Source organism: Fictibacillus terranigra, from assembly GCF_030412265.1.
Classification (GTDB): domain Bacteria; phylum Bacillota; class Bacilli; order Bacillales; family Fictibacillaceae; genus Fictibacillus_C; species Fictibacillus_C terrinigri.
The window spans coordinates 1,134,655-1,153,742 of record NZ_JAUHLN010000001.1 but is presented as its reverse complement, the minus strand read 5'-3'; the positions used below and the strand labels follow the sequence as shown (position 1 = coordinate 1,153,742).

The following is a 19,088-nucleotide window of genomic DNA, read 5'->3' as shown; positions in this document are numbered from 1 at the left end:
CGACTTTTTATATCCCTGAACTGAGTCCCAGCTTTTCTCTGGACTGAAGCCGCATTAAAATACCGATCATAAAGAGGCCGGCAAACGAAAGAATGCCAAAGAAAAGATAGGTGATAAAGATCGAATACTTATCAAAGATCATGCCTCCCAAAAACGTACAGAACCATGCACCTAGTCCATTACCTACCGCAGTATATAAGGAAACCGCTGTAGCCCTTACATCTGGTGGCGTGTTATCCCGGATATATTCAATGGCCGCCGGAATGAACAAACCTACGGAAAATCCCTGGACAACTGTTGTTATGAGCACCACTGTGATGGACGGCTGAAAAAAATAAAACATCCATCTTAAGGCGGAAACGGCCGTTGCAAACATCATAATGTGGATGACGCCAAACTTCCTGAGTGCGAAGCCCGCCAGTTTCATGAATGGCGCTTCACTGCCAGCTGCAAGCAGGAATGCGATACCCACTCCGGCTAACGTTCCACCAATCCCCTGTATATAAAAGCTGAAGTAAAAATTGTTGGCAAAGATTGGGCCGAAAACAAGAAAAGTGGTGACTAGAAACACCATATATTTCGGCATTCGTATCAGGTGAGAAAGGCCGGAACGCAAATCCACTTTCAGCAATTCCCCTTCTCTCGGCATGCTTCTTATCAGCAGCAAACAAAGAAGCAAGCTTAAAGCAAAGGAATAAAAGATCACTGAGACGCCCGACATCTCAGATAGCTTCCCCATCATGTATACCGCTAAAGCAAAACCAATCGCCCCAAACAACCGGTAATTGCCGTATTCCTGATTGGTCTTATTAACGTAGTTCAAAAGAATGCTGTCCGATATCGGTACGATCGCACTTTGAAAAAGTGCGAGGAGGATCAGCATAATGATCAGCGAGCCGTACGTCCCGATGAACAGCACAGCATAACCGATCAATGCCGTAAAAAGGAGAGATACAGCAAGTACATGCTTCGGCTTTCTCGTAAAATCCGTAATGACCCCCCACATCGGCTGCGCAAAAATCATCACCACAGGGCTCAACGACATCAATGTACCGATCTCCGTTCCCGAAAGCCCGGCTACTTCCTTGAAGTACACTCCGAGCAGGGGAAACAAGCTTCCAAAGGCAAAGAACGAAAATAAATTAAATCCTTTCAGGCTCAATGATGTTCTTTTATGACTATTCAATTTTTGTCCCTACTCCCTATCCTTTTTCTCTGGATTAAGCTGAAGATTGCTTATTTTGCCAATTCATAGATCGCTTGTGCATAGATCGCCGCTGCGCTGAATAAATCGTCCAGGAACATATATTCATCCTTCTGATGAGCGACATCTTCCCTGCCCGGGAATAAAGCCCCAAACGCCACTCCTGCTTCTAATGATCTTGCATAGGTCCCTCCGCCGATAGCGATAGGTTTGCCGGGTTGTCCGGTCTGTTCTTCATAAACCTTTTTCAGGGTTTGAACCAGCTCATGATTTTCATCCACAAAATGAGGCTGCGTATGCTTTTCCACCTCTAAGGAAAAACCTTTATCAACCGCAAGTTTTTCTAGGCTGCCCAAAACAATCTCCCCTGAATGCTTGACCGGATACCTGATATTTAAACCAATGCTTCCCTCTGTTTTCACGCTATAGTTGAATACACCAGGATTAACCGTTAAAATACCGCTCACATCATCCTCTGCCTGAATCCCAAGCTCCTTGCCGGAGACGCTTCTAAGGTGTTCCGCAACAAAATCAGTGTACAACTGCCCCTGAGCATCAAGGTTTTCTCCTGATAAAAATTCAGCAAGCAAGACTCCCGCATTCACACCGGATTCAGGCGTACTTCCATGAGCCGACTTACCATGAAGCCGTAATGTTATCTCCCCATCTGCTTTGGACGAAGAACCCGTTAATTGACGGCTGTCCAAAAATCGCTGATAACGGTCTGCAAGTTCACCGCTGGCGATAATGACAGCTTCAGCCAGATCCGGAACCATGTTAAACCTCTGCCCAGAAGAAAAGGCCTTGAGCATGTTGGCTTGCTCTCCGTTTCCTGCACTACTTTTCAGCTTTAAGCTGATGTTAAGCATTCCCTTCTCAGCATGGATGATAGGAAAATCCGCATCTGGCGCAAAGCCTGATGACGGCATTTCTTCATGCTTAAAATAATGGTCCACGCATCGCCACAGGCTTTCTTCATCCGTTCCAAGAATGAGCCTTACTCGTTTGGACAAGGGCAATCCAAGTTCCTTGATGATCTTCATTCCATAGAAGGCAGCCATCGTTGGCCCTTTGTCATCGATGGCTCCTCTGGCAAAAATCTTGCCATCCCTGACTACTCCTCCGAACGGATCCACTGTCCAGCCATCTCCTTCGGGAACCACATCAAGATGGCCTAAAATTCCAATTAATTCTTCTCCATCCCCCAGTTCAATATGTGCAGCATAACCGTCAACGTTTTTAGTCTGCATTCCTTGTGCGGCGCCCAGTTCAAGCATAAAATGCAGGGCTTTTTCAATACCGGGGCCAAACGGAGCAAGATCGGCGGCTTTATCCTCCTCGAGCACACTTCTGATCTGCAAAAGGCCTTGAGTGTCCTTTATGAGGCTTTCTTTTCTTTTCTCAACTTCCGCTTTCCAATTTACATTTTTCATAACTGCTCACCTTTCTTCATTCACTACTTATGTATCATCTCATGTTTCATTACAAGGCGGTACCCAATATTGGACAAATCCACTTCCATTTTAGCTTATAGTTCCAAAAAAGAGTGAATTAATGCCGATTTAAAGACTGCTCATTTGCTTTTTCCTCTGCAATAAAGTATAATATCGCGTAAATAGGAGGTGTGGTTGTGATTAGTAAACGATGAATGCTTTGTTTTGTTTGAAAAACTTAGCGGTCATTCTAATGCTGCGAAGCCGCCAATCACCTGAGAAATAGAGAGAAATCATGATGAAAGTCATGGCGAAGCAGCGAAGAACCGGATATGGAGTCTTCGCTTTTTATTTTAATCTCATTTTTTAAAGAAAATTTAAACATTTTATCATAATAAATTAATGAAATTATTCTATAATTTATTATGAACGACAATACTGTATAGGGAGTGGTTTTTTGAGTCCTTCAACTAACCGTATGTTGAACCGTGTAAAATCCATGTATCTTTTTATAAAAAGGAAAGGGACTGTCACAACACGAGAATTGGTTGAAGAATTTGGGACTACGCAGCGCACTATCCAGAGGGATCTAAATGTATTGGCATATAACAACCTGGTCACCAGCCCAAGCAGAGGGCTGTGGCAGACAACCTCCAAAAAAGTAAAAGTATCATAATGATGAGATAACCCCCATCCAAATGGAAGGGGGTTTTTTGTTTTTTCATTGCTTATTAAAAAAGCGGTTTAATGTCTTCTTTATTACTGACTACATGATCCTTCAACTCGGGCTCGACTATCCACTTCTCCTCTGCCCAGTTCGGTTCACCTGCGATCGGCATGTATTTGTTGCCTTCCCCGAGCAGCTTGGACCAAAAGCCTTCAGCAATCTCCAGCGCCACCGCTTTTTTAGATATCGTATCAAGGATGATATCTTTAATCTTACCTATCTTTTCACCGTCTATCGTTTCTACTGTCCAGCCATCAAATATGGAGGAAGCCATGCATTCGTCAGGTTCTTCCATTTGGCGCTCATTCCCCTGATACACAATGTCATCATCGAGAGAAATAATATCGTGCCATGGGATCAAGTAATTTTCTTTATGATAAGTTCTTGCAGTAACAGGATAGCCTGTTCCTGTCATAGGAGTGCTTTGCGATCCGATGCCGCTCGTTGCCGCCTGCATATTCAGTACATTTTTATCAACAGGCTGAAATGATTCTTCATTTCCAGGATCGGCAGGCACACTTTCCTCAAACGAGAGGTAACACAGGGAAAAATCATATTTATTCAGGAGAACGCCGTTTGGGCCGATGTTATCAACTTTCGTTTCCGAGTGCTTTACTTTTTTATCCAGTAAATCCTTCGCTTTAAGCAGCATTACCATTCCTCCTTTTCAAAATTTTACCCTTTATTTCCTTTTTAAAAACCTATCTTTCAGATAAGCGCTCCAGTTCTTCCTCTGTCAGCTCCCTGTATTCTCCAAGCTTCAGGTTTTCATCCAAAGACAGTCCTCCCATTTTTATTCGCTTTAAATAGGTAACTTTTTTTCCGACCGCCTCAAACATCCTCTTTACCTGATGGAATTTTCCCTCCGTGATGATGAGCTCGATTTCAGAGATTTCTCCCGAATGAAGGATGGAAAGCACCGCTCCAGGTTTAGTCTTATATCCATCATCAAGGACTACACCTTCCTTGAACGCCTCCACATCCTCCTGTGTGACCCTTCCATTTATTTTCGCAAAATACGTTTTAGGAACATGCTTTTTAGGGGATAAAAGCGAGTGGGACAATTGTCCGTCATTCGTAAGTACGAGAAGCCCTTCTGTATCTTTATCCAGGCGGCCTACCGGAAATGGTGAAAGAATCTGATCCCGATCTTCAAGAAGGTCGATGACCGTCTCCTGAACATGATCCTCTGTTGCTGAGATAACACCCGGCGGTTTGTTCATCATGAGATAAATCGTTTCTTTATAGGACACTTCCTCTCCATGAACGACCACCTTCTGTGTTTCGGGATCTACTTTTGTCTTGCTGTCTTTTACTGGCACACCGTCAACAAGTACAACACCTTTTTTCAAAAGCAGCTTCACTTCTTTTCGGCTTCCAAACCCCATATTGGCTAATAATTTGTCCATTCGCATGTTTACTTCGACCTCTTTTCTTTTATAAGCATATTTTCCTATAAATTTACAAAAATTTGCTTTATAATTAATAAACGCGGGTATTTTAGTACTATAGGAGGAGATTGTTAGATGAAACGGAAAATCGGCCTGCTGGCGACTGCCAGAAAAAAACTGAACCATCCCGCAGCAGCTATTGATTTATACATAAGTCCTTTGTTTTTAAAATCTGTTCTTTTTGCAAAGCAGAATTATGATGCATTTTATTTTTACAGCGCAAAAGAAGGGTTTCTTACTCAGGATCAATGGATCGAGCCCTATAATGTTTCAATTAAAAATTTTTCCTCCAAGGAAAAGCACGAATGGGCGCGGAAAGTCGTAGAAGAGCTGCAAAATCATGAAAATCCGGAAGAAAGCACCGTTTATTTGCATGGAGGATGGGTTTACAGAGAACACCTTCAGCCTGAGCTGGCCAAGGCCGGTTTTCAGTTTGAAGTGCCACTTGAAGGCTATAGTATCGGCAACCAGCTGAAGTGGTATGACGAACAAAATGAATAATGTAAGAAAAGCGCAAGCACCCTGCTTAATTCCGACAAACGCCGGAGTTAGACATTACTTGAATGCCAACCTCTCTTATCCCAGAAAAGAAGGTCCAAGAGGACCTTCTTTTTTACGTGGCTTTCTTTTTTTTTCTTTTCAGGAAGCTGAACCGCTGACCTAAAATAATCTGTATCAAACCCGATTTGTAAGAGAGAGCAAAATAAACGAGTCCTCCAGTGAGTATACCCGCTGCCAGTACTGCAATACCCCTGGCCTTCGTATAAACCCCATGGAAGGAACCTTCGATTGGCGCTTTGATCACATAAACAGCGACAGCCATGGCTAAACCGAAAGCACCGATCAGAATTGCGCGGCGGAATACCCACTTAAATGAAAATTCACCATATTTCTTTATCACATACAGGTTAATTAGAATAGATACCGTGTACCCGATGTTGGTTGCAATAATCGAACCTACACCCTTCCATAAATAAATGAGAGGAATGTTCAGGGTCAGTTTAAGCAGGATACCTACCAAGAGGCTGAACAACGCATATTTCTGCCGGTTCAGCCCTTGCATGATCGCTGCGGTAACCGTAAACATCGCAAACCAGATCCCTGACAGAGAATACCAGCGAAGGAGCTCGCCTCCCAGCTTGATATCGTTCAGTGTGAACAGCGTTCCATAAGCCGGATAAGCAAGGACCGATAAGCCGACAGCTGCAGGCACTGTCAGAAACAACGTCATCTGAAAGGATTGTGTGATCTGATTGTTCAGCGAGTCATAATCCCCTTCTGTATAAGACTTTGTAATGATCGGGATAAGGGTTAAAGCAAAGGCAGTAGCCAGTGACACCGGGATCATGACAAGCTGATGGGAGGTCTGTGTGACCATCGCAAACACATCTTCTGCCTTCGGCTGGCTGTAGCCTGTCTGCTGAAGAGTATTAACAATCGTAAATTGATCAATAATTTTATATAACGGGATGGCCAGTCCAACGGCTACAAAAGGCACGGCATAGGAAACGATCTCCCGGTAGATCGCCGGCAGGGAGACCTGTGAATCCACGGTGGACTGTTCATACATTTTTTTTAGATATGGACGCCTTCTGTTCCAGTACCAAAGCAGAACAAGCAAGCCTCCAATCGCCCCAACTGTCGCGGCAAAAGTCGCAAGGCCAACAGCCGTAGTCAAAGTACCGTTCATGATATGGATGACAGCGTAGCTGGCGATCAGGATAAATAAGATTCGAATAATCTGTTCCACTACCTGTGAAACCGCAGTAGGGCCCATCGATTGGAATCCCTGAAAGTATCCCCTGATCAAGCTCATGGAAGGAACAAAAATCAGAGCGGTACTTACCATTCGGATAACAAAAGTAATGTCATCCACCGTATTTCCGTCACCGCCATGTTTCCCCAAAATGTTGGCGGACAGTACGGGGGCGATAAAATAAAGTACAAGAAAGGCGGCAAAGCCCGTCAATGTCATGATGAACAAGCCGGATTTCAGCAGCTTTCGGCCAGTGGCATAATCGCCAAGAGCATTATATTTGGATACGAACTTGGAAACGGCCAGCGGCACACCCATCGTTGCGATACTAAGGAGAATCGTGTAGGGATTATAAGCGTAGCCGTATAGAGCAAGGCCCTTTGTTCCGACCAATGCATTAAACGGAACAATATAAATCAATCCGATAAATTTTGAAAAGAATGTTGCTGCAGTTAAAATTAACGTTCCTCGCAATAACCGAGACATGAATCCATCTCCTACTATTTAGTGCTGCAAAAAAGCATACTTTGAATTTATTCTTCTAGAACAACATTAGTATTGTAACACAAGCACTCTCTTGCGACAGAGTTTTTCATTTCACAAAAGATATGGTATCTTTTTGGTTGTAATAAAAGGAAGCAGGTGCATACATGAAATATGATGTAGTGGTTATTGGAGGAGGCCCTTCGGGATTAATGGCCTCTGTCGCTGCAGCAACAAAGGGCAGCAGAGTGCTGCTCATTGATAAAGGGGACAAACTTGGCAGAAAGCTTGCCATTTCAGGCGGAGGACGTTGCAACGTAACGAACCGGCTTCCGATTGATGAAATCATAAAACACATCCCCGGCAACGGGCGTTTTTTATACAGTGCGTTCTCGATCTTTAACAATGAAGATATCATCTCTTTTTTTGAGGGGCTAGGAATTGCGCTGAAAGAAGAAGACAACGGAAGAATGTTTCCCGTCAGCAACAAGGCGAGTGATGTAGTCGCTGCCCTGCTGAAGAAAATCGAATCGCTGAACGTAAAAATCTGGACAAATTCACCCGTGGAAACGGTGAATTACACAGATGATCATGTAAAAGAGGTCGTTCTGAAAAATGGTACCGTTATACCTGCTAAAGCGGTCATTATCGCGGTTGGCGGAAAGTCCGTCCCACACACCGGTTCAACAGGCGATGGCTACGCCTGGGCAAAAAAGGCGGGCCACACGATTACCGAACTGTATCCTACAGAAGTTCCGATTACTTCATCCGAGCCCTTTGTAAAGTCAAAAACACTGCAGGGCATCTCACTTCGCCAAGCTGAGCTTTCGGTCTGGAATCCAAAGGGAAAACTGATCAAAGCGCATAGAGGGGATATGATCTTCACTCATTTCGGATTATCTGGACCTGCAGCCCTTCGATCGAGCCAATTCGTTGTAAAAGCCCTTAAAAAGTTTGAAACGAAATCGATCATGATGTCCATCGATTCTTTTCCTGACCAAAAAGAGGAAGAATTATTTCAATCTGTCAACAGCCTCCTTAAAGAAGATCCAAAAAAAGCAATAAAAAATGTCCTGAAGGGCTTTCTTCCTGAACGATATTTACTGTTTTTATTGGAAAAAGCCAGCATATCCCTTGATGTGACGAGTGAACACCTGAACAAACAAAGCCTGCGTCAATTGGTCTCGCTGCTTAAAAGGTTCTCATTTGAGGTCAACGGTACACTTTCCATTGAAAAAGCGTTCGTGACAGGCGGCGGAGTTTCGATAAAGGAAATTGAACCAAAGAGCATGGCCTCGAAAAGGAAAGAAGGACTTTATTTTTGCGGGGAAATATTAGATCTGCATGGCTATACCGGCGGCTATAATATAACGGTTGCCTTCGTTACAGGACATCTGGCGGGAACAAATGCTGCAATACAATAAAAAAAGGGGACTCCCTCTGCCATTGCGGAGGAAGTTCCCTTTTTTATTTATTATAAATAACCAAGTTATTTATTCATTATAAATAACCATGATCGAATAGGAGTATATGGTAGGTTCCTCTTCCTGCCTTAAACTGTCACTGATCGAAACTTGATACTTGATATCTTTGATGTTCGATTCATGGAGGTTCTCCAAGAAGAGATTAACCGCTTCTTCCAGGTCAGCTTCATGTTCTTCATCAAACAACTTTATTTTCAACATACTCCAGCACCTCCTGGGTATGTTTTCCCTGTCATTTACGTCGAATCCTTTGTAAAAACAGCACTAGTTTTGAAGAGCGGACCCAACTTGTCGACAGGAAAAAATAAAAATCATCCCTCTTTTACTTTGGTGATAGGCCCTTCTGAAAGAACGCTTCACATTCTGTCGCAGAAAGAGGTTCGCTGTAAAAATATCCTTGCCCGACCAGGCAGCCCTGAGAAAGCAGAAATTCCACTTGCATCCGGTCTTCTATGCCCTCAGCGATGACATTAAACTTCAGATTGATTCCCATATCAATGATCGTTTTGACAAGGGCTTGCCCCTGGAAGCTTTCCAGGCTGTCATCCAGAAAGGACTTATCAATTTTCAGCGTCTCGATCGGCAGCACCTTTAGATAGCTTAAAGAGGAATAGCCGGTTCCAAAATCATCGATTGATATTTTCACACCCAATTCTTTCAGTCTTCGGATGTTCGGTAGAGAAGAATCAAAATCTTGCATCATTCCCTCTGTAATTTCCAGTTCCAAACAGGCTGGATCGAGTTCAAACACGGCCAGGTTCTTTTTTTACTCTATCAGGAAACCCGGGGTCCTCCAGCTGCTTCGCAGATATATTTACAGCGATGCTAAGCTTTTCATGTCCGATGTCCTGCCAGAATTTGTTCTGCCGGCACGCTTCTTTAATTACCCAGTCCCCGATCGGTATGATTAAACCTGTATCCTCAGCCACCGGAATAAAAGTGGATGGGGGTATATTTCCATATTCCGGATGCTCCCATCGGAGCAGGGCTTCTGTTCCCATAACTCTTTCACTCGGCAGATGGATCTGAGGCTGATAACGAAGGGTAAACTCCTCTCGATGAAGGGCCTTTCGCAGGCCGTTTTCCAGCTGCATCTTTACCATCATCGATTCGTTAAGTGCGGCATTAAAAAATTGATAGTTGTCCCTGCCTTTTTCCTTTGCATGGTACATCGCCGTATCTGCATTTTTAATGAGCTCATCTACATCAAGTCCATGTCCGGGATAAAACGCAATACCAAGGCTAAGCGTCGAAAAAATCTCCTGTCCCCTGATCATGATCGGCTTTTTAAATTGGTTTAGGATACGCATGGAAAGCTGTCTTATTTCCGCTTCGTCCGTGTTTTCCATTAATAGAATAAATTCATCTCCCCCGCGGCGGAATACGTGATCAGACGGACGTACAAGGTTCCTAAGCTGATAAGAGACGTGCTGAAGCAATACGTCCCCAAACCGGTGGCCGAGCGTATCGTTAATCATTTTAAAGCGGTCTAAATCGACAAACATTACAGCAATTGTGCTGTTGCTGATACCTGCTTCAAACATTTTCTGCTCCAGCACCTCTTGAAACCTGTGCCTGTTCGGAAGTCCTGTCAGATCGTCATGGTAGGCCATATGGTCAATCGTGCTCTCTGCTTGTTTTCGATTAGTAATATCATAAAGAATAGAATTAAAATCAACCAGTACACCAGATTCATCAAGAATGGGAATGCCTCTATCCTGAATCCACCGAATCTCGCCGTCCGGCCTCGTGATCCGGTACTCGCTGGTCACCGTTTCTCCTCGTGCGATCCTTTTCGCTCTCTGATCTATGATCGGTATATCCTCGGAATGGATGACCTTTCTCCACAGTTCCACATCTTGAATAAATGAATCGAGACTGTATCCATAAAGCTTTTCAATTCCCCGGGTAACCATTAATTTGTTTTGTTTCAGGTTATGTGACCAGATCGCCACGTCAATCGTATCAAATATATCCTGAAGCCTTTCCCGGCTTTTCCTGAGTTCATTCATCGTAGACTTGTGCTCTTCAATCTCTTTTTCAAGAACGGTGCTGTTCTGATGATGCTTCTTAGCCATACGGAAATACATGAGAATGAGAGCGAGTGCAAATCCCCCATCTATAAGAATGTCTCCCAGATTGTTCTGCAAAATTCTGGTATACTCTGTAAACATGCGGGCCGCGAGTAAAAGTAAGATGAAATAGAGCAGGTATTGTTTATGCATGTCTATCCCCCAGAGTCTTTATATTTTTATATCGGCTCGGAAGCAGGAATCATTTACAGGGAAAAATTCCCAATAACTCAAGGAAGGTAAAAAAGACTGTAGGCCATGATAAAAAACCCGGATGCAGTTCATGCGCATCCGGGTTTTTTACGGTTATTCTGAAGCTTGATTGTAAGCAAGCATTCCGCCCGCCATGTTCTTTACTTTAAAGCCATTTTCCTGAAGGAAATAAGCCACGTTCTCGCTTCTTCTTCCAGAACGGCAGATAATAATATGTTCATCATCTTTGTTGATTTCATCAAGACGGTTCGGAACTTCCATCATTCTGATATGTTTGGCTTCGGCAATTTTCCCTTCAGCGACTTCCTCATCCTCACGAACATCAATAAGAGAGATCGCCTCGCCTTTTTTCAGTCTGCTTTTTACTTCTTCAGGCGTAATCGTTGCAATTTGATCTTCCAATTCCATTCACCTCTGTCAAAGTTTTCACTCTTTAGTTGGCTACGATATTCACAAGTTTCCCTGGGACAGCGATGACTTTTCGGACAGTCTTTCCTTCGATGCCGTTTTGTACGACGTCGCTGTCCATTGCAGCCTGCTCCATATCTTCTTTTGTAATGTCTGCTGGAACGCTAAGCTTCGCCTTCACTTTACCGTTGATCTGTACGACGATTTCCACTTCTTTATCCACCAGTTTGGCTTCATCCCATACTGGCCATGCCTCGTATGCGATAGAACCGCTGTGTCCAAGTTTTTCCCATAATTCTTCAGCAATATGCGGAGCGATCGGAGATAGAAGCTTCACAAAGCCTTCGACTGCATATTTTGGAAGAATTTCTTGTTTGTTTGCTTCGTTGACGAAAACCATCAGTTGAGAAATTCCGGTGTTGAAACGAAGCCCCTCAAAATCCTCAGTAATCTTTTTCACTGTCTGATGGTAAACACGTTCAAAGGAGTCTGTACCTTGCTGGTCTTGGATGGAAACGTTAAGCTCTCCGTTTTCCGCAACGAGCAAACGCCATACTCGGTCAAGGAATCGGCGGGATCCGTCCAATCCTGTTGTGCTCCATGCGATGGATGCATCCAGCGGTCCCATGAACATTTCATACAAACGGAGGGTGTCCGCGCCATGGGAAACTACAATTTCATCCGGGTTTACAACGTTGCCTTTAGATTTACTCATCTTTTCATTGTTCTCACCAAGAATCATTCCTTGGTTGAACAATCGCTGGAACGGTTCCTTCGTTGAAACCACACCAAGATCATAAAGAACCTTGTGCCAGAAACGAGCGTACAGCAAATGCAGAACCGCGTGCTCCGCACCGCCGATATAGATATCAACTGGCAGCCAATGCTTAATTTTCTCAGGATCCGCTAAAGCTTCACTGTTCTTTGGATCGATATATCTTAGATAGTACCAGCAGCTTCCAGCCCATTGCGGCATCGTGTTCGTTTCGCGGCGGCCTTTCCTGCCGGTTTCCCGATCAACTACATTGACCCATTCTTCCACGTTGGCTAATGGAGATTCCCCTGTTCCGGAAGGTTTAATTTCCTTTACTGCCGGTAAGCGTAAAGGAAGCTCTTCTTCAGGAACATGTGTCATTGTTCCATCTTCCCAAAGGATGATGGGAATCGGCTCACCCCAGTATCGCTGTCGGGAGAACAGCCAGTCGCGCAGACGGTACGTAATTTTCTTCTCGCCCTTCTTGTTCTCTTCAAGCCAACTGTTCATTTTCTCAATCGCTTCTTCCTTGTCCAGCCCGTTCAGGAATTCAGAGTTTACATGCTTGCCGTCGCCGGCATACGCAGCAGTCTGTACGTCTCCTCCTTCTACGACTTCAATGATCGGAAGCTCAAATTTCACTGCAAATTCATAGTCACGCTCATCATGCGCGGGAACCGCCATGATAGCCCCCGTTCCATAAGTCGCTAGTACATAATCAGCGATCCAAACCGGCACCTTTTCGCCGTTTACCGGATTGATCGCATATGCACCAGTGAATACTCCGGTCTTTTCTTTGGCAAGCTCTGTACGCTCCAGATCTGATTTGGTTGCCACATCCTTTTTATATTGATCAACAGCTTCACGCTGCTCTTCTGTTGTGATTTCGTTGACAAAAGAATGCTCAGGTGCCAGGACGAGATAAGTCGCTCCGAAAAGCGTATCCGGACGCGTTGTAAACACCGTTACTTGTTTGTCATGTCCATCGATATCAAAATGCACTTCTGCCCCTTCAGATCGTCCAATCCAGTTTCTTTGCATTTCTTTCAAGCTTTCCGGCCAATCAAGCTCTTCAAGATCCTCAAGCAAACGGTCCGCGTATGCGGTAATCTTCAGCATCCACTGTCTCATCGGCTTTCTGACAACCGGATGGCCTCCGCGTTCGCTCTTGCCGTCAATCACTTCTTCATTTGCCAGAACGGTGCCCAGCGCCTCACACCAGTTAACAGGTACTTCGTCAACGTAGGCGAGGCCTTTTTTGTAAAGCTGAATGAAAATCCATTGTGTCCATTTATAATACTCCGGATCGGTAGTGTTTACTTCGCGGTCCCAGTCATAAGAGAAGCCCAGCTCTTTAATCTGGCGCCGGAACGTGTTAATGTTCTTTTCAGTAAACTCGGCCGGGTCATTCCCTGTATCCAGCGCATACTGCTCAGCTGGAAGACCGAAGGCATCCCATCCCATCGGATGAAGCACGTTATAGTCCTGCATTCGTTTCATGCGGGAAAGAATATCAGTTGCCGTATACCCTTCCGGATGCCCTACGTGAAGGCCAGCTCCTGAAGGATAAGGAAACATATCCAGAGCATAGAACTTTTTCTTGGAGTATTCCTCTTCCGTTTTAAACGTTTTATTCTTTTCCCAATACTGCTGCCACTTCGGCTCAATCTTCCTGTGATCGTAATGCATGATTTCGTTTCCTCCCTGTCAAGTACATTCATCCTTTAGCGAGTTAAAGACAAAATAAAAAACCTCCCGCCCCTAAACTCATTCAGGGACGAAAGGTTGTGTTTATGTCATAATAACCTGCCGCGGTACCACCCACATTAGCGCAAAAGAACACGCTCTCTCATTGGTCCCTTAACGCGGATACACGGCAAAAGCTACAGTGATCCTGTTCACTCCTGCAACTACAAGGCGAGTTCAAAAAGGTTCAGGGTTGACTCGCACCATCCGTCAACTCTCTAGATCCCTCTGCTTTTCTACTGATCCTTATCATCGTAATTACCATATTTAACTTGTATTGTATGAATTCATAAGCAAAATGTCAAGTCTGTTCGCTTTTAAGGTTAGCCCTTTTTTCCTAGTTATATACCAGATTCAAAGAAAGGCCGGATCAAGCTGTCCACCAGGTTCGCCACGAATGGAACGACGGTATTGAAAATCGGATAAATAGTATACCGGTCAAGCGGTGTAATAATAAGGATTAAAAAAACAATGACTCCTATATGTGCATACTGAATCATCTTCGCACGGATTCGGTCAGGTGCTAAGTCTTCCAGTATACGATAGCCATCAAGCGGCGGAATCGGCAATAAATTAAACACAAACAGCAGGACGTTCAAGTATACGACCATATTGATCAGTTTATCAATAAAGTCGACTCCCTTTTCCGGCACATTATCCACAATCCCGGTTGAAAAAAGGACATAAAAGAGAATCACCCCGATCAAAGCGATCAAAATGTTGCTCAGAGGCCCGGCGATCGATACGAGAATACCGTATAGATGAGGGCGTTTAAAATTTCTGCGTTCCACGGGCACGGGTCTTGCCCAGCCAAACCCGGCGATCAATAAAAGAATGGTACCAATCGGATCAAGGTGGGCCACGGGTGACAGCGTCATGCGGCCCTGGTCTTTTGCCGTGGAATCACCGCACAGGTATGCCATGCAGGCATGCGCAAATTCATGAACTGTAAAAGCAATTACCAAAGAAATGATAACAAAAGGCATCTCCTGTAAATTAAAAGCCAAGAAGTTTTCCATTCAGTTCTCCTATCTAACCTGTCTTTTTCTGTGGAAGATCCCCATCAGCAATCTTCCGGTCATAGATTTGAGTAAGCACGATACTGATCATAAGCAGAACAGATATCTCTCCGAATACAGCCTTCATCCCCCAGACATCAGCAAGAATGCCGCCAAATGACGGGCCGATCATCCGGCCGGACGTTGCTGTACTGTTAACGATTCCCTGATAAAACCCAGCCCTGCCTGCCGGAGCAAGATCATTGGCGATGGATAATACGCCTGGCCATTTCTCCGATTGTCAGAATGACCATGGCTCCCATAAAACCAGAAAATGCTTCCGCACGGCTTACCGTTATAAAAGAAACGATAAAAACCAGGTAACCTGCGAGAATCTGAGTTTTCGTTGAAGTAATCCAACCTTTTAAGATGTAGGCCGGCATGGGCTGAAGCACTACGATTAAGGCTCCGTTGACCGTCCACAGCAAGCTGTAGAGCTTCAGGCTGATTCCCGCGTCCTGCTTGAAAACCGCTATGCAAGCAGCCAAAGCGGTTTAGGCAAACAAAGCCCCCCTATCAATAAAGAAATACCCTTAAGTATTGTAGAGCTTTTTATGCCCGGTGACAATCGGAAGAACGCCTAACCCCATAAATCCGCTCAAATTCTTCCTGTTGGAGATTTCCATCCCCCATGCTAAAATGGCTTGTAGTATGCAGAAGGATTGTAGGAGTGTGACACAATGTCTCAATCGATTATTCCCGCCTATTATGGCGATAAACGTTTTTATACATGGAACCAGTATTTGCGGCACCATTTTAAAGAGAAGATCATTAAAATTCCCCTGGATGGCGGGTTTGATTGCCCGAACCGTGACGGGAAAGCGGCTTTCGGAGGCTGTACCTTTTGTTCACAGAGCGGATCTGGTGATTTTGCAGGTGATCGGCGGGATGATTTGATCACACAGTTTAATGCCGTAAAAGAACGCATGCACAGAAAATGGAAAAAAGGAAAATATATCGGATATTTTCAAGCCTTCTCGAATACATACGCGCCCGTTGAAAAACTTCGTGAAATGTTCGAGACGGTTTTGGAACAGGACGGAGTTGTCGGCCTGGCAATCGCAACACGCCCGGATTGTCTGCCGCATGACGTGGTGGAGTATCTAGCGGAGTTAAACAAACGCACCTATCTTTGGGTGGAACTCGGCCTGCAAACTGTACATGAGAGAACGGCACTTCTTATCAATCGCGCCCATGATTACAAAACCTATGTAGAAGGAGTAGAAAAGCTTCGCAAACATAATATTCGGGTATGCTCACACATTATTAACGGGCTTCCGCTGGAAACACCTGAAATGATGATGGAGACTGCGAGAGAAGTGGCCAAGCTAGATGTACAGGGCATCAAGATTCATCTTCTTCATTTGTTGAAAAAAACGCCCATGGTCAAGCAATACGATCAGGGAATGCTGGAGTTTCTCGACTTTGATACGTATGTAGGGCTCGTCTGTGACCAGCTTGAAATCCTCCCCCCTGACATGATGATTCATCGTCTAACAGGTGACGGTCCCCCTGATCTTCTGATCGGACCGATGTGGAGCATGAACAAGTGGAGAGTACTGAATGCCATTGAATCCGAATTAGAGAGAAGAAACAGCTTTCAGGGAAAATATTATACAAAGGAAACGATACAGCGATGATGAGAATACAGGGAATCCTTCCATTCGCCCGAACATTGCTGGAAAGTGCCGCTTCAAAGGGCAGTGCTGTGATTGATGCCACCTGCGGGAACGGCCATGACACCCTCTTCCTTTCCCGTCTGGTCGGCAGCGAAGGAACAGTGTTTGGATTTGATATACAAGAAGAGGCGATTGTGAATACGAGAAAACGTCTGTTGGAACAAAAAGCTGAAGATAATGTTACCCTTTTTCATACTGGACATCATCAAATGAAAATGCACATCCCTGGTTCCTTCTATGGAAAAATTGACGCTGCTGTGTTTAATCTCGGCTATTTGCCAGGAGGGGACAAAGAAATTGTAACAAAAGGTGAATCGACCATCCAAGCTTTGAACCAGCTGTTCGACCTGCTGGCTCCAGGGGGAACGGCGGTATTGGTGATCTACCACGGACATCCGGAAGGCAAAACAGAAAAAGAAGCGGTTATGGAATATGTACGGTCACTCGATCAGCAAAAAGCTCATGTCCTGCAGTACGGATTCATCAACCAAAAGAACGATCCTCCCTTTATTGTAGCGATCGAAAAAAGATAAAAAGGAGGGGACCTGCTTCTGCAGCTCCTCTCCTTTTTTTAGATTGACGGCCGTAATCTCTGCATCAGTCTCCGGTTCATATAGAAAAAGAAAGTATACGTTCCGCCCATTCTCATGATTTTTCCTGCAGCCTTTTTGATTCCTGGATGGCGGTCCACTTTCTGGTCAGCCAGATAGATTCCGAGCAGTCCCCGGTTGATCAATTTATGAAACTTTCGGTCTGGCAGCCGGTCAATACTGTTGTCCGCTTGCTGAACAAAGTGCCCAAATCGCTCGAGAAGCTGATTGCCGTTTTCATAATACGAGCAAAAATTCAGGTCGCCGCCCTCTTTGTCCTCTTCTTGGTCCACAAAATAATCGAGCAGAATATGAAGGCCTTGCACCCAAGGAAAATAGCCATTCTTAATGACTTTCACCTGTTCTTTCGTCAGATTTTGATGGGAAGCATAAGATACAAGGCAAAATATGCCGAGCGTTGAGCCGGTACAGGCTGAGAATTCATACCAGCTCATGGCAGGAATAGAATCTTTATGATTGCTGAACCACTCCTGGAGCCGCGGAACTCTTTCTTCAAAGATCACATGCTTATGTATTTGCAGATCACAATAATAGCGAGCCAAATCAAGCAATGAATCTGAAATGGCGCTGTAATACGGAATCTCACTTAAAACGGTCTGGCACGTCCGGACGAGGCTCCATAAATAATCCCCGTCGCTCTGGTCTTCCCTCATGCGATAGTAATTTTTGCGCTCGGCGCCGGGGGTCAAGGCATGGAGCATGGATTCATGGAGAGCCTCAAAATCCAGCGGGTCCAGAGATGTGCTTCGGTCGCAAAGATTATCCAGATAATCACTGATCGTTTGATAAGCCACTACAAATTCGATCACTTTTTTTCGCTTGTCTCCAGCCAGGAGGGCCAAAATCGAACCTCCCTGGCAATGAAACTCTTTTGTATCAATACTCATCAATGCCTGTTTTCTAAGTTCATCGTTAGGAATCAATTCTGCTTTTTCACGCCATTGTTCAAGAAAAAAAGATACGTCGGGCAGAACATTGCGATAGATGCGATACATTAATGCCCATGGTTGATTCGGTACACTCATTCATTTCCCACCTCTTGCCAAAAATCAAAAATGCAGATTTAAATACGATTTAATAAATTTAAAGACGTCGTCCCTTTCCGGTTCATTCAATACTTCATGGTACAGACCGGGATACTCTCTGTACATTTTATCATGCAGCTCAAGCCGGTTGAACCAGTCACGGACGGCAAGTTTGTCAACGATCCGGTCATCGCCCGCCTGAATAACCAGCAGCGGGATGTTGGGAAAACGGGCAGTGTCCCGATTCGCCAGTTTCATAGCATTCACAAGTTCCCGATACCATCTGACAGAAACACGGTCTACCAAAAGGGTATCCATCGAATCCCGAAGCAATACTTGCTCATTTCTTGTTTTATGAACAGGTTCGATGTTAGCAGCAAATTTAACAGATGGCGCCACTTTATTCAACACTCTCGATAAGGTATCGATCCCCTTAGAAGGCTGGCTTGCCAGCCCTAGACAAGGAGATGAAAGAATCATGCCTTTAATAGGAAGAGATCTTTCCGTAACCGCACGGATACAAGCGAGCCCTCCCATACTGTGCCCAAAGAGAAATACAGGGAGACCGCAGCCGTCGGCTTCGCTTATCCAGGACTCAATGGCCGTAATGTATTCATCAAACGAATCAATGTGTCCCCTGCGGCGTGTTGTAGTCCCCTGACCCGGAAGATCCCCCATGAGGACATGAAAGCCGGCAAGATTAAACTGCCGAATGACCCATTCGTACCGTCCATGGTATTCGCCCGCCCCATGGACCATAATAACGACGCCTTTAGCTTCGTCTTTCGATTCCCACTTCCACATAACGCCATCCCCTTCCCGAAATCATTTTCATTTAATATTTCATTTGATAGAATAGGTAGAAAAGCTGAAGCGGCTTGGTCAAAAGCGAAGGCAGTTGGAGTTCTTGAACACAAATACGTTTTTTGTATTTTGTGAAAGAGCGAAACGGCCTAGCTTTTAGCCGCTGAAGCTGGATCAAGA

At 44.7% G+C, this 19,088-nt stretch carries 20 protein-coding genes and 1 other annotated feature; of the genes, 5 read left to right on the top strand and 15 right to left on the bottom strand.

From position 1 onward, the window contains the following. Positions 1–7: 7 nt before the first annotated feature. Positions 8–1,186: an MFS transporter gene (locus QYF49_RS05810; protein ID WP_290398650.1), complete on the bottom strand. Its 1,179-nt coding sequence runs from the start codon at positions 1,184–1,186 to the stop codon at positions 8–10. 50 nt (positions 1,187–1,236) lie between these two features. After that, on the bottom strand, positions 1,237–2,637 hold the full coding sequence (gene pepV / locus QYF49_RS05805) for a dipeptidase PepV (RefSeq protein WP_290398649.1): 1,401 nt from the start codon (positions 2,635–2,637) through the stop codon (positions 1,237–1,239). Positions 2,638–3,094: 457 nt separating this feature from the next. Here pepV and QYF49_RS05800 point away from each other — a divergent pair, with 457 nt between their 5' ends. Further along, entirely contained in the window at positions 3,095–3,313 is a 219-nt protein-coding gene (locus QYF49_RS05800; protein ID WP_082316176.1) for a DeoR family transcriptional regulator, read from the top strand. 55 nt (positions 3,314–3,368) lie between these two features. On the opposite strand, the gene QYF49_RS05795 is transcribed toward QYF49_RS05800, so the two are convergent. Further along, entirely contained in the window at positions 3,369–4,016 is a 648-nt protein-coding gene (locus QYF49_RS05795) for a PRC-barrel domain containing protein (protein ID WP_290398648.1), read from the bottom strand. Positions 4,017–4,065: 49 nt separating this feature from the next. Next, positions 4,066–4,779 (bottom strand): pseudouridine synthase, encoded by a 714-nt coding sequence (locus QYF49_RS05790; protein WP_290398647.1) that lies wholly within the window; start codon positions 4,777–4,779, stop codon positions 4,066–4,068. A 111-nt stretch (positions 4,780–4,890) separates the two neighbouring features. Here QYF49_RS05790 and QYF49_RS05785 point away from each other — a divergent pair, with 111 nt between their 5' ends. Beyond that, a complete protein-coding gene (locus QYF49_RS05785; RefSeq protein WP_290398646.1) occupies positions 4,891–5,316 on the top strand; it encodes a DUF6884 domain-containing protein in 426 nt (141 codons plus the stop codon). A gap of 112 nt (positions 5,317–5,428) precedes the next feature. Here the strand turns inward: QYF49_RS05785 and QYF49_RS05780 are convergent, their stop codons facing one another. Continuing rightward, positions 5,429–7,057, bottom strand: a complete 1,629-nt coding sequence (locus QYF49_RS05780) for a putative polysaccharide biosynthesis protein (RefSeq protein ID WP_290398645.1) — start codon at positions 7,055–7,057, stop codon at positions 5,429–5,431. 164 nt (positions 7,058–7,221) lie between these two features. On the opposite strand from QYF49_RS05780, the gene QYF49_RS05775 reads away from it, so the two are divergent. Continuing rightward, entirely contained in the window at positions 7,222–8,478 is a 1,257-nt protein-coding gene (locus QYF49_RS05775) for a BaiN/RdsA family NAD(P)/FAD-dependent oxidoreductase (protein ID WP_290398644.1), read from the top strand. 69 nt (positions 8,479–8,547) lie between these two features. Here the strand turns inward: QYF49_RS05775 and QYF49_RS05770 are convergent, their stop codons facing one another. The 8 genes from QYF49_RS05770 to QYF49_RS05735 form a co-directional block, all read right to left on the bottom strand. Next, a complete protein-coding gene (locus tag QYF49_RS05770; RefSeq protein WP_290398643.1) occupies positions 8,548–8,739 on the bottom strand; it encodes a sporulation protein Cse60 in 192 nt (63 codons plus the stop codon). 121 nt (positions 8,740–8,860) lie between these two features. Beyond that, positions 8,861–9,289 (bottom strand): EAL domain-containing protein, encoded by a 429-nt coding sequence (locus tag QYF49_RS05765; RefSeq protein WP_290398642.1) that lies wholly within the window; start codon positions 9,287–9,289, stop codon positions 8,861–8,863. After that, positions 9,282–10,763 (bottom strand): putative bifunctional diguanylate cyclase/phosphodiesterase, encoded by a 1,482-nt coding sequence (locus QYF49_RS05760; protein ID WP_290398641.1) that lies wholly within the window; start codon positions 10,761–10,763, stop codon positions 9,282–9,284. Before QYF49_RS05760 ends, QYF49_RS05765 begins: the two co-directional genes overlap by 8 nt. A gap of 153 nt (positions 10,764–10,916) precedes the next feature. After that, a complete protein-coding gene (locus tag QYF49_RS05755) occupies positions 10,917–11,225 on the bottom strand; it encodes a rhodanese-like domain-containing protein (protein WP_290398640.1) in 309 nt (102 codons plus the stop codon). Positions 11,226–11,256: 31 nt separating this feature from the next. Beyond that, positions 11,257–13,674: a leucine--tRNA ligase gene (gene leuS / locus QYF49_RS05750; RefSeq protein WP_290398639.1), complete on the bottom strand. Its 2,418-nt coding sequence runs from the start codon at positions 13,672–13,674 to the stop codon at positions 11,257–11,259. Between the two features lie 81 nt (positions 13,675–13,755). Next, positions 13,756–13,993, bottom strand: a binding site (T-box leader). Positions 13,994–14,072: 79 nt separating this feature from the next. Continuing rightward, a complete protein-coding gene (locus QYF49_RS05745) occupies positions 14,073–14,750 on the bottom strand; it encodes a site-2 protease family protein (protein WP_290398638.1) in 678 nt (225 codons plus the stop codon). A 13-nt stretch (positions 14,751–14,763) separates the two neighbouring features. Next, entirely contained in the window at positions 14,764–15,000 is a 237-nt protein-coding gene (locus tag QYF49_RS05740) for an MFS transporter (protein WP_290399060.1), read from the bottom strand. Continuing rightward, entirely contained in the window at positions 14,990–15,217 is a 228-nt protein-coding gene (locus QYF49_RS05735; protein WP_290398637.1) for a hypothetical protein, read from the bottom strand. The genes QYF49_RS05740 and QYF49_RS05735 overlap by 11 nt, the downstream gene beginning before the upstream one ends. Before the next feature lie 252 nt (positions 15,218–15,469). On the opposite strand from QYF49_RS05735, the gene mnmL reads away from it, so the two are divergent. Together mnmL and mnmM are read left to right on the top strand one after the other, a co-directional pair. Further along, on the top strand, positions 15,470–16,429 hold the full coding sequence (mnmL, locus tag QYF49_RS05730) for a tRNA modification radical SAM protein MnmL/YtqA (protein ID WP_290398636.1): 960 nt from the start codon (positions 15,470–15,472) through the stop codon (positions 16,427–16,429). Further along, positions 16,429–17,001: a tRNA 5-(aminomethyl)-2-thiouridylate-methyltransferase MnmM gene (mnmM, locus tag QYF49_RS05725; protein ID WP_290399059.1), complete on the top strand. Its 573-nt coding sequence runs from the start codon at positions 16,429–16,431 to the stop codon at positions 16,999–17,001. Before mnmL ends, mnmM begins: the two co-directional genes overlap by 1 nt. 38 nt (positions 17,002–17,039) lie before the next feature. On the opposite strand, the gene QYF49_RS05720 is transcribed toward mnmM, so the two are convergent. Together QYF49_RS05720 and QYF49_RS05715 are read right to left on the bottom strand one after the other, a co-directional pair. Then, positions 17,040–18,104 carry a tetraprenyl-beta-curcumene synthase family protein gene (locus QYF49_RS05720; RefSeq protein WP_290398635.1) on the bottom strand — a complete coding sequence of 355 codons (1,065 nt, stop codon included), beginning with the start codon at positions 18,102–18,104 and terminating at the stop codon, positions 17,040–17,042. A gap of 24 nt (positions 18,105–18,128) precedes the next feature. After that, a complete protein-coding gene (locus QYF49_RS05715) occupies positions 18,129–18,908 on the bottom strand; it encodes an alpha/beta hydrolase (protein WP_290398634.1) in 780 nt (259 codons plus the stop codon). Between the last annotated feature and the right edge of the window lie 180 nt (positions 18,909–19,088).

Excerpts from the sequence above, each read along its gene's own strand:
- leuS (WP_290398639.1), bottom strand. The coding sequence starts at position 13,674 with ATGCATTACGATCACAGGAAGATTGAGCCGAAGTGGCAGCAGTATTGG.
- QYF49_RS05715 (WP_290398634.1), bottom strand. The coding sequence starts at position 18,908 with ATGTGGAAGTGGGAATCGAAAGACGAAGCTAAAGGCGTCGTTATTATG.
- mnmL (WP_290398636.1), top strand. The coding sequence starts at position 15,470 with ATGTCTCAATCGATTATTCCCGCCTATTATGGCGATAAACGTTTTTAT.
- QYF49_RS05770 (WP_290398643.1), bottom strand. The coding sequence starts at position 8,739 with ATGTTGAAAATAAAGTTGTTTGATGAAGAACATGAAGCTGACCTGGAA.
- QYF49_RS05760 (WP_290398641.1), bottom strand. The coding sequence starts at position 10,763 with ATGCATAAACAATACCTGCTCTATTTCATCTTACTTTTACTCGCGGCC.
- QYF49_RS05795 (WP_290398648.1), bottom strand. The coding sequence starts at position 4,016 with ATGCTGCTTAAAGCGAAGGATTTACTGGATAAAAAAGTAAAGCACTCG.
- QYF49_RS05790 (WP_290398647.1), bottom strand. The coding sequence starts at position 4,779 with ATGCGAATGGACAAATTATTAGCCAATATGGGGTTTGGAAGCCGAAAA.
- QYF49_RS05785 (WP_290398646.1), top strand. The coding sequence starts at position 4,891 with ATGAAACGGAAAATCGGCCTGCTGGCGACTGCCAGAAAAAAACTGAAC.
- QYF49_RS05720 (WP_290398635.1), bottom strand. The coding sequence starts at position 18,104 with ATGAGTGTACCGAATCAACCATGGGCATTAATGTATCGCATCTATCGC.
- QYF49_RS05780 (WP_290398645.1), bottom strand. The coding sequence starts at position 7,057 with ATGTCTCGGTTATTGCGAGGAACGTTAATTTTAACTGCAGCAACATTC.
- QYF49_RS05745 (WP_290398638.1), bottom strand. The coding sequence starts at position 14,750 with ATGGAAAACTTCTTGGCTTTTAATTTACAGGAGATGCCTTTTGTTATC.
- mnmM (WP_290399059.1), top strand. The coding sequence starts at position 16,429 with ATGAGAATACAGGGAATCCTTCCATTCGCCCGAACATTGCTGGAAAGT.
- pepV (WP_290398649.1), bottom strand. The coding sequence starts at position 2,637 with ATGAAAAATGTAAATTGGAAAGCGGAAGTTGAGAAAAGAAAAGAAAGC.
- QYF49_RS05775 (WP_290398644.1), top strand. The coding sequence starts at position 7,222 with ATGAAATATGATGTAGTGGTTATTGGAGGAGGCCCTTCGGGATTAATG.